The sequence below is a fragment of the Paenibacillus sp. LPE1-1-1.1 genome (genome assembly GCF_040676435.1).
Classification (GTDB): Bacteria; Bacillota; Bacilli; order Paenibacillales; family Paenibacillaceae; genus Pristimantibacillus.
Map to the genome: position 1 here is coordinate 395,355 of NZ_JBEGHY010000034.1, position 14,433 is coordinate 409,787.

Genomic DNA, 14,433 nt, shown 5'->3' on the forward strand with positions numbered 1-14,433 from the left:
CATAAGGGCAGCCTTTCTTAATTGAGGGACTATTGGTTGTTGCTTGGTTGATTGGATTGCTCCTTGTTTTCATTGCCTAACTGCTCGGTATCGTCAATGATAAAGCCTGTTCGCTCATGAGCAGAGGTATCTTCATAAGCTGTATTTGGATCTCTATCGGTTTCTACGTCTATTTTATTGTTTGGCATTATTATCCACCCCCTTTATGTTAGGAGTAGCATGTCCTCTGGAATTTTAATTTATCCACTATGGAATCATTGAATCCAGATTCACGCTGATTTCTCGATTCATGTGCAACCAATAGCTGGAATAAAGCGTCTAATTTCAGGAATGGCAGAATAGTTGCAAAGGGATAGGGGAACCGGGTTATATGAATATAAGAAAATGGTCTATTTTACTGTTTATTGCGGTTATTGGCTTGAGTGTGGCTGCGCCTATCGGCCAAGCGGCCGGAGCTGCGGGCATTCGCATTATTTTGAATGGAAAAGCGATCGAAAGTGAGGTAGCCCCTTACATTCTCCCTAAGGTCAATGTGACGATGGTTCCGCTCCGGGTCATTAGCGAGGAGCTGAAAGCGAGCGTGGATTGGAGCTCTGCGGAGCAGCGGGTTACGATTAAAAGCAGCGGAAATAAGACGATTACTATGAACAGCGGAAGCACGGCGGCGATTGTGAATGGCGAAAGCGTTAAGCTGGATGCCTCAGTCCATGTAAAAGCGGGCAGGGCAATGGTACCGCTGCGCTTTGTCAGCGAACAGCTGGGCCTAGCGGTCCATTGGAGCCAAAGCAACCAGACCATCACGCTGCTGACGGCTGCGGAGAATCCATCGGGAGGAATCACGCCGCCGGTTCCGGACCCTGATCCGAATACGGTGCCCGATCCGGAAGCGGAGCTGCGCGGGGCATGGGTTTCGACGGTGTATAATTTAGACTGGCCATCTTCGGGCTCCTATCAAAATGAAGTGAAACAGATGGGAGAATTCATAAGCCTGCTCGATGATCTCCAGAGTATGGGAATGAATGCCGTATTCGTTCAGGTACGTCCGGCCGGCGATGCATTTTACCCATCCGAATTAGTTCCGTGGTCGAAATATTTATCAGGCGTTCAAGGCTTGGCGCCCTCTTATGACCCGCTTGCTTTTATGGTTGAAGAAGCGCATAAGCGGAACATGGAGTTCCATGCATGGTTCAACCCGTTTCGGGCAAGCGTTGATGCCAAAACCGAGCAGCTGGCTTCTAATCATGTGACGAAGCAGCATCCGGATTGGATTGTGAATGCGGGCGGCAAGCTGTATATCAATCCCGGCATTCCAGAAGCACGCCAGCATATTATAGACACCATTATGGAGGTCGTGAACGGTTATGCGATAGACGGTGTCCATTTAGATGATTATTTCTATCCATCGAATATGGTTTTTGCCGACGATTCTGCCTTCAAAGACTATAACCCGGCTAAAATCGCAACAAAAGCAAATTGGCGACGCAGCAATATTAATGAGTTTGTCCGGCAGCTGGGTGAATCGATTCATAAGGTTAAACCGCAGGCAAAATACGGTATCAGCCCTTTCGGGGTTTGGCGGAATAAGGCGGCAGACCAGACCGGATCCGATACCAAAGCAAGCATCACGGCGTACGACGATATGTATGCAGATGTCCGGACTTGGATTCAGAAAGGGTGGATTGATTATATCACGCCTCAGATTTACTGGAGTTTATCCTTTACGGCCGCGCGTTACGACAAATTGGCAGATTGGTGGGCGCAGGAGGTTACAGGTACAGGCGTTGACCTGTATATTGGGCATTCCCCGTATAAGCTGGGAACCAAGGAAGCTGGCTGGCAGAGCGCTCAGGAGTTGATTGATCAGCTTGAATACAATAAAAAATATGCGGTGATCAAGGGTGATGTATTTTTTAGCGCGAAGGACCTTCGGAGAAACACGCTGGGAATCAAGGACGCGCTGCGGACTTATTATTTTGAATAAATAGAGATAAATGATAAAGGCCGCTGGTTTGCCAGCGGCCTTAGTCTGTCGATCGTCTTATTGCGTATTATGAACGCTTAAAAATCAAAAAGCCGTCCTCTACGGGAATCGTCTGTCCGTTGATTGCTGAAGCCTCATTGGAGAAAAGGAAAGCTACCACGTCGGCGATTTGTTCGGGTTGGATCAGCTTTTTGCTTAGATGCTGCTCGGCAAGGAAGCTCTTGAAGTCGTCTCCATCCTTAATGATCGGCGTATCGATGAAGCCGGGAGCTACGGCGGTTACGCGGATGCCGTCTTCAGCCAGCTCTAGCGCGGCGGACTTCGTCATCATGATGACTGCCGCTTTTGCGGCTTGATAAGCAAAGCTTCCTTTGGCTGCCATGTATCCGAAGATGGATGCCGTATTGACGATAATGCCTTTGACGCCGAGCTCCTTCATCTTCTTCGATCCGTAATAGATCCCAAGGTAGACACCAAATTGATCGACCGAAATGACGTGGTTGAAATAGTCGGGGGTATGCTCCTCGAAGGATCGGATATCGCCCACGCCTGCATTATTGAAAATACCGTCGAGCGTGCCATGCGTTTCCACGGCCGCATCGATCATATGCTGAACGTCCTCTGCGCTGGAAACATCTGCTCGGACAAAGGAAGCTTGTCCGCCAGCCTGCTTAATGAGCTCGGCTGTTTCTTTGGCTGTCGCCTCATTATAGTCGGAGGAAACGACAATGGCGCCTTCGGATGCAAGCTTCAGAGAAGTTGTGCGTCCGATACCGCTGCCGGCGCCTGTGACGATAATGACTTTATTTTGCAATTTCATAACGATTCACTCCTTTTCTATTATTATTGGCCGATCATCCCGCCATCTACCGTGTAGAGCGAAGCCGTCACGAAGGACGCCTCGTCGGAAAGCAGGAAGTTCATGACAGCAGCTACCTCTTGGGGTTCGCCGTAGCGCCCCATTGGCGTCGCGGCTTCGTTGGCTGCTTTGAAATCTTCCGGACTGCCGAAATTCGCTTCAATTTGACGCATCATGCGCGTGTTGATTGTTCCCGGGAGCACAGCATTCATCCGAATGCCGAACGGTGCGAGCTCATTGGCTGTTACGCGAGTGAGACCGATAACCGCGTGCTTTGACATGATGTAGGGAGACATGCCAGGCGCCCCCATCAGTCCGGCAAGCGAAGATGTATTTAGAATCGCCCCGGATTTTTGCTTTTTCATGACGGGAATGACGTAATGGAGACCTAGAAAAACCCCGCGGACGTTAACGTTGTAGACGAGATCAAGCGCTTTGACGCTTTGTTCCTCAACAAGGCCCGAAGGACCCTCGATCCCCGCGTTGTTAGCAAAATAATCGATGGTGCCGAATTTCTCTACCGCTTTATTTACATAGTTTTGAACGTCTTCTTCCTTCGAAACGTCCGCTGCTACGATCAGTGCATGATGATCATTTAGTCCGAGCTCTTCCTTGACCTGCAACAAAGCCTCTTCGTTCAAATCGACCAGAACGAGGTTGACCCCGCGCTCGGCCAATCGCCGCGCGAGCTCCTTGCCGATACCGCCGGCGGCGCCTGTAATGACAGCTGTTTTGACTTGTGGTTGACTCATTTTCATTCGCTTCCTTTTCGTTGAAATGGATTAGCATGAGGCCGGATATCCGTACGCCGTGCCCTATATTCAGGATAACTCTCGATGAACCGCATCGACAATGAGCAGTAAAGCCGCATATGTCATGTAGTCGACAGAAGCGATTGAGATGTCTTTTTTGAAGAGGAAATTGGACATATGCTGCCGTTTTGTTGAATGCTAGGCGGATATCACCGGTATGGATGCCGCGGACTTTCGTGCCTTTCGCGATGTAGGGAGCAGATGGGCTATACTAGTAGCAGCATATTCAATGGAGGCTTGAACCTCATGACGATGGAAGCACATACGGACAGAAGAATAAGAAGAACCCGTCAGGCTATCAAAGAGGCTTTCGTGGCGCTTGTCCTAGAGAAGGGCTATGAGCTTGTCACGATCTTGGATGTGACGGAGCGGGCGGATTACAACCGGGGTACCTTTTACAACCATTTTATGGGCAAGGAGGAGCTGCTGCGTGAGATTCACGATGAATTTTTGCGCGGCTTTGCTGAAGCGCTTTTGCTTCCGTACGAGGGGATGGAGAGGGTGGAGGCAACAAACATTTATCCATCCAGCTTGCAGCTGTTCGAGCATGTAGAGAAGCATAAGGATGAATTTATGGCTTTGCTGTCTATCGATAAAAGATTGGGGCTTGAGCTTGTCGACGTGCTGCGGGAATCGATGAGGACGGATATGCATATCGAGATGGAGAAGAGCGATCCCCCAATCGACTATGAAATCATGCTGAGCTACCGGATGTCTGCGGCGGTCGGCGTTATTATGTATTGGGCGGAAACAAGCTTTAAATATTCCGCGCATTATATGGCGGAGCAGCTTCTTATGCAGGTGAACGGCCGAATGGATTACATTGAATTTATCAGACATCAACCGTAACGCGGATTCGCGTGAAAATGCAGAAAATAAACGAGGCCGTTCCGCCTTTTGCACGGAACAGCCTCGTTTTTTATAGAGCTTGCTAAGAAGGGTCGCTGCTCGCTTCTTCCTTATCCTCATTAAACCAAAGCGGATCATCATTATCGACCTCGCCGTTATAGTTAATAAGGATCTCCTCCCCTGCGGCGATGGCCGTATGGGCAAAAAAGTCGACGGTATGATTGTCGAAATTCAAATCATAATAAGCATTAGGCGTGTAGGAATGGTTAAACAGCATGCCGTATCCCAGCAGAATCGCCGTGTGATTGGCGCCATATTCAAATACGTAATCCGCGAGGATCGTTTTCTCTATGTGTTCATGCTCTTCATTCGGGAAGGGAATGACGGGTGCTTCATGGATCAAATCGCCTTTTGCTATGTCGCGTGTCGCAAATACCCCTCGATTTAACTCTCCATCGCTGAGCGTAGAAGTTTTTACCTCAATCATGTTCGTCACCTGCACGTTCTATAGTCTAAGGAGCTTATGTTCTGTAAGAATCTTGCTCACCTTAGGTAATATATCAATATAAAGCGGAAATAGCCAGCAGTAGACATGAATAGCAGTCATTTTGTCACCGTTTTGAATGAATAATAAAGCATAGAAATGAGAAACCATAATCTAATCGGCGAACTCTTATTTACAATGGCGAAATCTATGGCAAAATGAGAAAGGCGGAACGCAGCTTACTGGCTGGCGTCGAGCAAGAGCAAAGTTTTTAGGAGGAGCCACATGTATAAGCTGCTGCTCGTTGATGACGAGCCGGAAGTTACGGAAGGTTTAATGGTAGAGATCGATTGGGCAAGCTGCGGTTTCACCGAGGTAAGGACAGCCGGAAACGGCAAGGAAGCAATGGAGCTTTTTGAGAAAATGGAGCCTGACGTGCTCATTACCGATATTAGTATGCCTTATATGAACGGCCTTGAGCTCTCGGAATGGGCAAGGAAAGCGTACCCGATTACCCGTATCGTTATTTTGTCCGGCCATGATGAATTTGAATACGCGAAGCAAGCGATCCACCTGCAGGTGGAGGCTTATGTTTTGAAACCGTTCTCAGCTGGGCAGCTGACCGATACGATCGTGGAAGTGGCGAAGCGAATGGACGAGGAGCGGGAGCAGCGGGGCAATATCGCGCTGCTGGAGGAGCATTACCGCACAAGCCTTCCCATTGTTCGCGAGAAGTTTCTTTCTTCCTTAATAACGCGCATGCAGCCTTATAAGGAGATCGCGGCAAAGGCCGCAAAATACGGCATGCAGCTCGAAGGCGAAGGCTACGTCGTATCGATTATTGCCGTTAACCATTCGGATAACCAGAATGAGGAGGAGGCCGAGCCGCCTTCTATATCGCTGGCCGCATCCACCGATTTGGATCTAAAGCTGTTCTCCGTAAGCAACATAGCCAGTGAAATCTGGGCCCGGCATGAGCTGGGCAAAGTTTTTATCCATCAGGACCAGGTCGTATTGTTCACGGTAAGCCCCCATTCGGATCAGAAGCAAATGATGGAGCAAACGCAAAATGCCTTAAAGGAAATTTTGCAGAGCATCGAGAAATTTTTGCGTTTTCCGGTAATGATCGGCGTGGGCACGTTCACGAAGGATATTGATAACCTGAAATACGCGTATGAGGCTGCAGCCGTAGCGCTGGATTACCGGCGCATACTTGGCAATAACCTAATCATTTGCATTGATGATATGGAGAATAGGTTTCATGATAAGCTTCTTTTCGATGAATGGAAGGAGCAAAATTTGATACGCACCGTGAAGCTGGGTACGGAGAAGGAGCTTGAAGAGGTCATTGACGGGCTGTTTGACGAGATTACGCGCGTTCAGGCGCCGGTACATGAATATCAGCATTATCTGCTTGAAATGGTTACGGCGATTATTAAACTGACGAAGGTCTATGACAGCGATACCGAAGAAATATTCGGCGGAGGCTTCGGGATCTTGAATCAATATCAGAAGCTGAACAGCTTGCAGGAAACGCGGGCATGGTTCGGTGAAATGTGCGCAAGAGTGCGCAGCCGCATCGCAAGCCAAAGGCAGCATACCTATAAACAAATCGTAGAGGATGCCATCAGCTATACCAAGAGCCATTTTCACGAGAGCGACTTGTCCATCGCCAAGGTATGCGGGCAGCTGCATATTAGCGCAGGTTATTTCAGCGGTTTGTTCAAAAAGGAGCTGAAGCTGACGTTTGGCGCTTATTTGCTGCAGCTGCGGATGGAAGCAGCCAAAGAGCTGCTGCGGACTACGGAGCTGAAAGCTTTCGAGATTGCCGATAAAGTCGGCTTCGCGGATCCGAATTATTTTAGCCTGAGCTTTAAAAAATATGCCGGCGTATCGGCGAAAGAATATCGAAGCGGCTTGACGGAGCAGGAGAAGTGATGCAGCGCAGAAGCATACAGTTTATTCTGACGGTGTCCTTCACATTGTTCTCGACCTTTATTATTTTGATTGTCAGCGTCGTGCTGTACGGACGATTCTCGGCTACGGCCCAGGAAAACGCATTTCGCAATTCGCAGCAAATTGTCGATCAGGTCAGCTACAATCTTGAAAACTATGTAGAGGTAACGTCCGACCTGTTCAATATGATGCATCATGCACTCGGCCAAAGCAATGACGTGAAATCCGATATGATGCGCCAGCAGCTGGAATCGATGATGTCGACGCGTTCCGATACGGTATCGCTCGTCTTATTTGACGATCAGGGGCAGCTGCTGCTCGATTTGCCCAATGTGGAATTGAAGGAAACGCTGCAAATCACGGAAGAGGGCTGGTTCCGAAGCGCGCTGGATACAGCCGGCCACTTGTCGATCTCGCTGCCCCATGTGCAAAATTTGTACAAGCAGCAATACCGGTGGGTCGTGTCGATCAGCAAGAGCATCACCGTATGGCATAACGGCAAACAGGTGAACGGCGTTTTGCTGATGGATGTGAACTTCAATACGATTGACGAGCTTTCCGAACGAATCAGCTTGGGGCAGAAGGGCTACGTGTATATGCTGGACGAATCGGCGGGCAACATCGTATATCATCCGCAGCTCGAGCTCATTTACGCCAATCTGAAGGAAGAAAACGTGGAGCTTGCGCTTAAGCATACCTATGGCAGTTTTATCGATGAATCCGCCGAGGAAGAAAAAATGATAAGCGTACAAACGATCGGCAACGTCGGCTGGAAAGTGGTAGGCGTATCCTACATGGACGAGGCGATGACGACAAGCTGGGAGCTGAACCGGTCGATGTCCAAGCTGCTCATCGCTTTAGGACTCATTGTATTCTTATTGTCGAGCATGGTGGCCCGGCGGATTTCGAGACCGATCAAGCGGCTTGAGCTGTCCATGAAAAGCGTGGAGCGCGGCGATTTCGATATGACGGTAAGCGGCGAAGGGCCGCTGGAAATCAAGCATTTAGCGGATCGGTTCAACATTATGATCGGAACGATCAAGCAGCTGATGAACCGGATCGTAACGGAGCAGGAGAGCAAACGGAAATACGAGCTGGAGGCGCTGCAGGCGCAAATTAATCCGCATTTTCTATACAACACGTTAAATACCGTCGTGCGGATGGTCGGCATGAACAAGAACGAAGAAGTGATTACGACGATTACCGCGCTGTCCAAGCTGTTCCGCATCAGTATCGGCAAAGGGAAAAGCTTGATTACGCTTGCCGATGAGATGGAGCATGCACGAAACTATTTGATCATCCAACAAATGCGGTTCAAAAATAAATTCGATTATTCCTTTGATTTGCAGCAGGAGGCGCTGTCTCATGCTACCTTGAAGCTAATCGTTCAGCCGCTGATCGAGAATGCGCTTGTACACGGCATCGAGCCATCGGTCGATAAGGGCCATATTGCCGTATCGGCTAGGCTTGAAGGCAGCGAGATCGTCATCCAAATCAAGGATAACGGGCTGGGCATGTCGGAGGAGCAGCTGCAAAAAATCTTATCGGGCACCATCGTCAGCTCCAAAGGCTCCGGCGTAGGCGTAATGAACGTACAGGAGAGAATCCGGCTTTATTTCGGTGCGGCTTACGGGCTTCATTTTGAAAGCGAGCTGGAAGTCGGTACGACGGTTACGATTCGTTTCCCTGCTCAAATGCCAGGGCAAACAGAGGAAGGGGAGCAGTCCTAATGATGAAACATAAAGGAATCATCGTAAGCTGGCTGCTCTTCATTGCAGCCGCCGGTTTGCTGTACTCCGCCCTTTATCCCGGCCTATCTGAGCCGAAGCAGGAGCAGGCGGGCAAGACAATCCAGCTGATTCTCCGCACAAGCAAAGGAGACTACTGGCAGAACGTAACGATGGGTGCCCAGGCAGCCGTTAAGGAATTCGGCGTTAATCTTCATATATCGGCACCCTCGGACGAAGGGAATATTGACGCACAGGTGCAGACGGCGATGCAGTCGCTGGAGACGGAGCCCGATGCGATCGTGCTGGGGGCGAATGCAGATTCCGCTTTCGAGCCGTTTCTAATCGAGGCTGCCAAGCGGCGTATCCCCGTCATCGCCATAGACAGCTTGTTGACGTCGGGAGAAATTACATCGTATATCGGCATAGACAATTATGCGGCAGGAGAAGCGGCGATGCGAGAGATGTCCGAGCAGCTTGAGGGGAAAGGCGATGTCGCCATCGCTGCATTCAGCAAAGGCGGCATCAACGGCGGGCTTCGGGAAAAGGGCATTCGCGATGCCGTTAAGCAGTATCCGGGAATCCGAATCGTAGACAGCCAGTATTGCTCGGATGAATACGGCGCATGCCAGCAAGCGGTTCGGGAAATGATGGACAAGCAGCAGATCGACGGGGTTTTGTCGCTCAATACGGAAGCCTCGATCGGCGCGGCGCTTGAGCTCAAGCGCAGGCAGGCCGGCGAGCGGATTAAGCTGGTCGGCTTCGACAGCTCGCCGGAGCTGCTTGAACTGCTTCAGGAAAATCAGCTGCAGACGTTAATCGTGCAAAATCCGTTCAGCATGGGTTATCTCAGCGTCAAGCATGCGCTGGAAGCCGCGCAGGGAAAAGCGGTTCCCGAGCGGGTAGAAATGAACGTGGAGCTTATTACGGAGGAAAATATGTTTTGGCTCAAAAATCAGAAGCTCTTATTCCCCGTGGTCCAATAAAGAGAAATAGAATGGCAAACAGATGAGAATATTAATAAAAGTGATGAGGATATTACATGTGATTCCCTCGTGATATACGACATAATGAAGCAGTACTTAATTAATCCACCAGGGGGCAAAAAAAATGAAAAAGTGGACAGCAGCGCTTGTTATCGGAGCTTTAGCAGTTACAGCGGCAGGTTGCGGAAACGCGAATGGAGAAGGCGGTTCGAGCGGTTTGCCAAAAGCAGGCGTCGCCATCTATAAATTTGACGATACATTCATGAGCGGTGTGCGCAGCGCCATCGAAACAGCGGCAGAGGGTAAAATGGCAGTAGATATCGTAGATAGCCAAAACTCGCAGCCGACACAAAATGATAAAGTTGATTTGTTTATTACGAAAAAAGTAAAAGCAATGTCGGTTAACCCGGTTGACCGTACAGCAGCTGGCATTATCATCGACAAAGCGCAAAAAGCGGACATTCCGGTTGTATTCATTAACCGCGAACCGCTGGCTGACGATTTGGCGAAATGGGACAAAGCTTATTTCGTAGGCGCTAAAGCAGAAGAGTCCGGCACAATGGAAGGCGAAATTGTTGCTGAGTATTGGAAAGCACATCCGGAAGCGGATAAAAACGGCGACGGCGTGCTGCAATACGTAATGCTCAAAGGCGAGCCGGGCCACCAAGACGCTGAGCTTCGCACGAAGTTCTCCGTACAAGCCATTCAAGATGCAGGCATTAAAGTAGAAGCGCTTGCTGAAGATACAGCAATGTGGGATCGCGTAAAAGGCCAAGAGAAAATGGCTGCTTTCCTTTCTTCTAAAGGCGACAAAATCGAAGCGGTTCTAGCAAACAACGATGACATGGCGCTTGGCGCAATCGAAGCGTTGAAAGCTGCCGGTTACTTCAAAGACAATAAATTCATGCCAGTCGTAGGCGTAGATGCTACGGATCCGGCACAGCAAGCATTGAAAGAAGGCACGCTGCTTGGTACGGTTCTAAACGATGCGGCAAACCAAGGTAAAGCAACGGTTGAGCTGATGAACGTTCTTGCTTCAGGCGAAACACCGACTAAAGAAAATACGGGCTTCGAAATTACGGATGGCAAATATGTTTGGATTCCGTACCAAAAAGTAACGCAAGAGAGCAAATAATAACGGATAAGAATGGATGAACGAAAGCAGGGGATAACGTCACTTGCGTTGCCCCTGTTTTTTTTCGCCCGCATGCTTGAATAGAAGGCATTTTTACGCTAGGCGGGCTCGACAAAAGGAGGCTATACGATGGCAAAGCAGCATCCTTATTTGCTTGAAATGAACGGGATTACCAAGACGTTTCCAGGTGTTAAGGCGCTAGACGATGTAACGCTGAAAGTACGTCCCGGCACGGTTCACGCTCTCATGGGCGAGAACGGCGCAGGCAAATCTACATTGATGAAATGCTTATTTGGAATTTATAAGCCGGATGCCGGCGAAATTTTTCTAGACGAACAAAAGGTTGAAATCAAAAACTCGAAGGACGCGCTGAACCATGGCGTATCCATGATCCATCAAGAGCTTCATCCAGTACCGCAGCGCAGCGTGATGGAGAACATTTGGCTTGGCAGATTTCCGGTAAAAGGTTTTGCGCCTTTCCGGTTTATAGATCATAAAAAGATGTACCGCGACACGGTTCGGCTGTTTGAGGATCTGAACATGGCGATCGACCCGAACCAATTGGTCGGGGAATTATCCGTTTCCAAAATCCAATCGCTTGAAATCGCGAAGGCGGTATCGTTCAACTCGAAAATCATCGTTATGGATGAGCCGACCTCCTCGCTGACCGGCAATGAGGTGGAGCAGCTGTTCGCCATTATCAACAAGCTGCGGGCACGAGGCGTATCTATTATTTATATTTCGCACAAGATGGAAGAAATATTACGGATCTCGGATGATGTGACGATTATGCGTGACGGTAAATATATCGGGACATGGCCGGCGCCTGAGCTGACCATCGATACGATTATTACCCGCATGGTCGGCCGCGATTTATCGGACCGTTTCCCGGAACGCACGAACAAGCCGGGCGAAGTGATGCTGCGGGTCGACGGTTTGACTTCACCGCACGCGCATTCGTTCAAGGACGTATCGTTCGAGCTGCGAAAAGGAGAAATCCTTGGCGTCGGCGGACTTGTCGGAGCACAGCGTACGGAGCTAGTTGAAGCATTGTTTGGACTTCGCTCCGTGAAATCGGGCGCGATCTACAAGGATGGCAAAGCGATCACCATCAAGTCGCCGATTGATGCCAAAAAACATAAAATCGCTCTTTTGACGGAAGAACGACGGGTTACGGGTATTTTTCCGGTCTTGTCCGTCAAGGAGAATACGGCCATTGCTAATCTCGGCATGTACCAGAATCGCTTCGGCTTCCTAAACGAATCGAAGATGAAAGAAGAAGCGGTGAAAGGCGTCGAGAAATTCAAAACGAAAACGCCGTCTGTCGATCAGCTTATCCGAAACCTTTCGGGCGGCAATCAGCAGAAGGTGCTGCTGGCCCGCTGGCTGCTCACCAATCCGGATATTCTGCTGCTGGATGAGCCGACGCGCGGCATCGACATTGGCGCTAAATATGAAATTTACAGCATTATTATCGAGCTGGCGAAGCAAGGAAAAAGTATCATTATGATTTCGTCGGAGATGCCGGAGCTTATCGGAATGTCGGATCGCATCATGGTCATGTCGGAAGGACGTTCAACCGGTATTCTAGAGGGCAATAAGGCGACGGAACAAAGTATTATGCGGCTTGCTGCACAGACCGGCTAAGGCTAGAGGATTTAAAGGAGGTTAAGACAAATGGATGCTGCTAAAGGCTTGAAAATAAAACATGCATTTTCGCAAAACGCAATATGGATCGTGCTTGTCGCATTGGTCCTCGGAATCGCAATTATCGATGCAAACTTTTTGTCAATTACAACGCTTAGGGATATGCTGGTGCAATCCTCGACACGGGTTATTATTGCACTGGGAGCTGCTTTTGTACTGATTACCGCGGGAACGGACTTGTCTGCTGGACGGGTAGTCGGCCTCAGCGCCGTCGTCTCGGCATCGATGCTCCAAATGCCGGATTACGCAAGCAAGTTTTTCCCTAACCTGCCGCAGCTGTCGCTGATTATCCCAATCGTTATCGCGATTGTGGTCGGCTTGCTGGTCGGGCTTCTCAACGGGGTTATCGTAGCTAAATTTAACGTTCCGCCATTCATTGCTACGCTCGGTACGATGGTCGCGGTTTACGGCGCGAATTCGCTTTACTTCGATATGCCGCCGAACAACTCGCAGCCAATCGGCGGTCTGCGCAAGGATTTTACGGAGATTGGAACAGGCGCCATCGGCGGCGGCCAATTCTCGATTCCTTATATCGTTCTTATCGCCATTTTCGTTGCTTTTATCGTATGGGTCGTATTCAACAAAACGCGCCTTGGCAAAAACATGTACGCTATTGGCGGCAACATTCAAGCTGCTCACGTATCCGGAATTAACGTAGCGCGCAACCTAATGTGGATTTATGCGATTGCCGGCGCTTTGTACGGCTTGGCCGGCGTGCTGGAAGCAGCCCGTACAGGCGGAGCTTCGAACAACTACGGGAATATGTATGAGCTTGACGCCATTGCGGCTTGCGTGGTCGGCGGCGTCTCGACGACAGGCGGCGTGGGCCGCGTGAAGGGTATCATTGCAGGTGTTCTTATTTTCACCGTTATCAACTACGGCTTGACTTACATCGGTATCAATCCTAACTGGCAGCTGATTATCAAAGGCTTGATCATCGTCGTTGCCGTTGCCTTCGATATCCGTAAATATGTAGCTAAGAAGTAATATGCAGAAATGAAGAAGCTGTCCTAAAGGTCATTGACCTAGGGCAGCTTTTTTTTGTCCGTCAGGCGGTCAATATACTTCGCTACGCCATCTTCGTCGTTGCTCTCTGCCACGAGCGTTGACAACGCGATGAGCGCAGGATGCGCATTGGATACGGCAACTCTTGTTCCGGCGGACTCGAACATGCCCAAATCGTTAAGATTGTCTCCAAACACGGTGACATCCCCGGGGGAGCAGCCAACCAACTCGGTCCATTGCTTCAGCCCTTCTTTTTTGTTAGCCATGCTGTGGCTGAACTCTAGAAAATAGTGGTTTGCGATGTAGGCGTCTTTCATGAGATGGACATGCACCTGACTGCCAAAGAGGCGCTCGATCTCGGCTTTTAGCGGTTCAAGCTCATGCAGCAAGCCGATATAGGTTATGATTAACGTTCTTAATGAATCCGGGCATGCCAGCCGCGGTATCTCTCCAAACCGCGGATCATTCGGCCGGCTGTTATAAAAGGATAAATCCCCGGTCCGAATCAGCTTCTCATGCAATACGCGTTCTTTATCTTCCTCGTCGAGCGCAAACAAAAAAGGTATCAGCCCATGGGCTCTCCCGATTTCAACGATTTCGTTTGCCGTTACATGATCCAGCCAGCAGCCGCCAATGACCTTCTTGGACAGCGGATCAAAAATCATGGCGCCATTATACAAAACAATCGGGTATTTCCATGGAATAACGGATACGATTTTATGAGAGCTGATATAGCTTCTTGCCGTGGCATAGCTGATAACCGCTCCTTGTGCCAAGGCTTGGTTAATGACATGAATAGTAAACGCGGATAACGAGGCATCGGAGCGCAGCAGCGTGCCGTCGAGATCGGTTAGAAAATGATTATTTTCCAAAATATAAGGCCCCCTCCATCTATTCCTCCTGTGGTAAGAAACGAAACGCTTTATGACTGC

General features: G+C 49.6%; 13 protein-coding genes. 8 read left to right on the forward strand and 5 right to left on the reverse strand.

The features are described from left to right. Positions 1 to 29 precede the first annotated feature (29 nt). Positions 30 to 188: a hypothetical protein gene (locus MRBLPE1_RS24920; RefSeq protein ID WP_364150603.1), complete on the reverse strand. Its 159-nt coding sequence runs from the start codon at positions 186 to 188 to the stop codon at positions 30 to 32. 182 nt (positions 189 to 370) lie between these two features. Here MRBLPE1_RS24920 and MRBLPE1_RS24925 point away from each other — a divergent pair, with 182 nt between their 5' ends. Next, positions 371 to 1,981, forward strand: coding sequence for a family 10 glycosylhydrolase (locus MRBLPE1_RS24925; protein ID WP_364150605.1), 1,611 nt, complete (start codon positions 371 to 373; stop codon positions 1,979 to 1,981). 67 nt (positions 1,982 to 2,048) lie between these two features. Here MRBLPE1_RS24925 and MRBLPE1_RS24930 read toward each other — a convergent pair whose 3' ends face one another. Continuing rightward, positions 2,049 to 2,801 carry an SDR family NAD(P)-dependent oxidoreductase gene (locus tag MRBLPE1_RS24930; protein ID WP_364150608.1) on the reverse strand — a complete coding sequence of 251 codons (753 nt, stop codon included), beginning with the start codon at positions 2,799 to 2,801 and terminating at the stop codon, positions 2,049 to 2,051. A 23-nt stretch (positions 2,802 to 2,824) separates the two neighbouring features. Next, positions 2,825 to 3,592 carry an SDR family NAD(P)-dependent oxidoreductase gene (locus MRBLPE1_RS24935; RefSeq protein WP_364150611.1) on the reverse strand — a complete coding sequence of 256 codons (768 nt, stop codon included), beginning with the start codon at positions 3,590 to 3,592 and terminating at the stop codon, positions 2,825 to 2,827. Positions 3,593 to 3,898: 306 nt separating this feature from the next. Between MRBLPE1_RS24935 and MRBLPE1_RS24940 the strand changes: the two genes are divergently transcribed. Continuing rightward, the gene (locus MRBLPE1_RS24940; protein ID WP_364150614.1) at positions 3,899 to 4,501 is read left to right on the forward strand and encodes a TetR/AcrR family transcriptional regulator; all 603 of its coding nucleotides are present in this window, start codon (positions 3,899 to 3,901) and stop codon (positions 4,499 to 4,501) included. Positions 4,502 to 4,583: 82 nt separating this feature from the next. Here the strand turns inward: MRBLPE1_RS24940 and MRBLPE1_RS24945 are convergent, their stop codons facing one another. Further along, entirely contained in the window at positions 4,584 to 4,988 is a 405-nt protein-coding gene (locus MRBLPE1_RS24945) for an SET domain-containing protein (RefSeq protein ID WP_364150617.1), read from the reverse strand. Between the two features lie 282 nt (positions 4,989 to 5,270). On the opposite strand from MRBLPE1_RS24945, the gene MRBLPE1_RS24950 reads away from it, so the two are divergent. The 6 genes from MRBLPE1_RS24950 (at position 5,271) to mglC (ending at position 13,483) form a co-directional block, all read left to right on the forward strand. Continuing rightward, positions 5,271 to 6,923 carry a response regulator gene (locus tag MRBLPE1_RS24950; RefSeq protein ID WP_364150620.1) on the forward strand — a complete coding sequence of 551 codons (1,653 nt, stop codon included), beginning with the start codon at positions 5,271 to 5,273 and terminating at the stop codon, positions 6,921 to 6,923. Beyond that, a complete protein-coding gene (locus tag MRBLPE1_RS24955) occupies positions 6,923 to 8,671 on the forward strand; it encodes a cache domain-containing sensor histidine kinase (RefSeq protein ID WP_364151506.1) in 1,749 nt (582 codons plus the stop codon). The genes MRBLPE1_RS24950 and MRBLPE1_RS24955 overlap by 1 nt, the downstream gene beginning before the upstream one ends. Beyond that, positions 8,671 to 9,654: a substrate-binding domain-containing protein gene (locus tag MRBLPE1_RS24960; RefSeq protein WP_364150623.1), complete on the forward strand. Its 984-nt coding sequence runs from the start codon at positions 8,671 to 8,673 to the stop codon at positions 9,652 to 9,654. The genes MRBLPE1_RS24955 and MRBLPE1_RS24960 overlap by 1 nt, the downstream gene beginning before the upstream one ends. A gap of 124 nt (positions 9,655 to 9,778) precedes the next feature. Next, a complete protein-coding gene (locus tag MRBLPE1_RS24965) occupies positions 9,779 to 10,789 on the forward strand; it encodes a galactose ABC transporter substrate-binding protein (protein ID WP_364150626.1) in 1,011 nt (336 codons plus the stop codon). A 129-nt stretch (positions 10,790 to 10,918) separates the two neighbouring features. After that, positions 10,919 to 12,436 (forward strand): sugar ABC transporter ATP-binding protein, encoded by a 1,518-nt coding sequence (locus MRBLPE1_RS24970; RefSeq protein WP_364150629.1) that lies wholly within the window; start codon positions 10,919 to 10,921, stop codon positions 12,434 to 12,436. A 30-nt stretch (positions 12,437 to 12,466) separates the two neighbouring features. Next, positions 12,467 to 13,483 (forward strand): galactose/methyl galactoside ABC transporter permease MglC, encoded by a 1,017-nt coding sequence (gene mglC, locus MRBLPE1_RS24975; RefSeq protein WP_364150631.1) that lies wholly within the window; start codon positions 12,467 to 12,469, stop codon positions 13,481 to 13,483. Positions 13,484 to 13,521: 38 nt separating this feature from the next. Here the strand turns inward: mglC and MRBLPE1_RS24980 are convergent, their stop codons facing one another. Further along, entirely contained in the window at positions 13,522 to 14,373 is an 852-nt protein-coding gene (locus MRBLPE1_RS24980) for an HAD-IIB family hydrolase (protein WP_364150634.1), read from the reverse strand. Positions 14,374 to 14,433 lie beyond the last annotated feature (60 nt).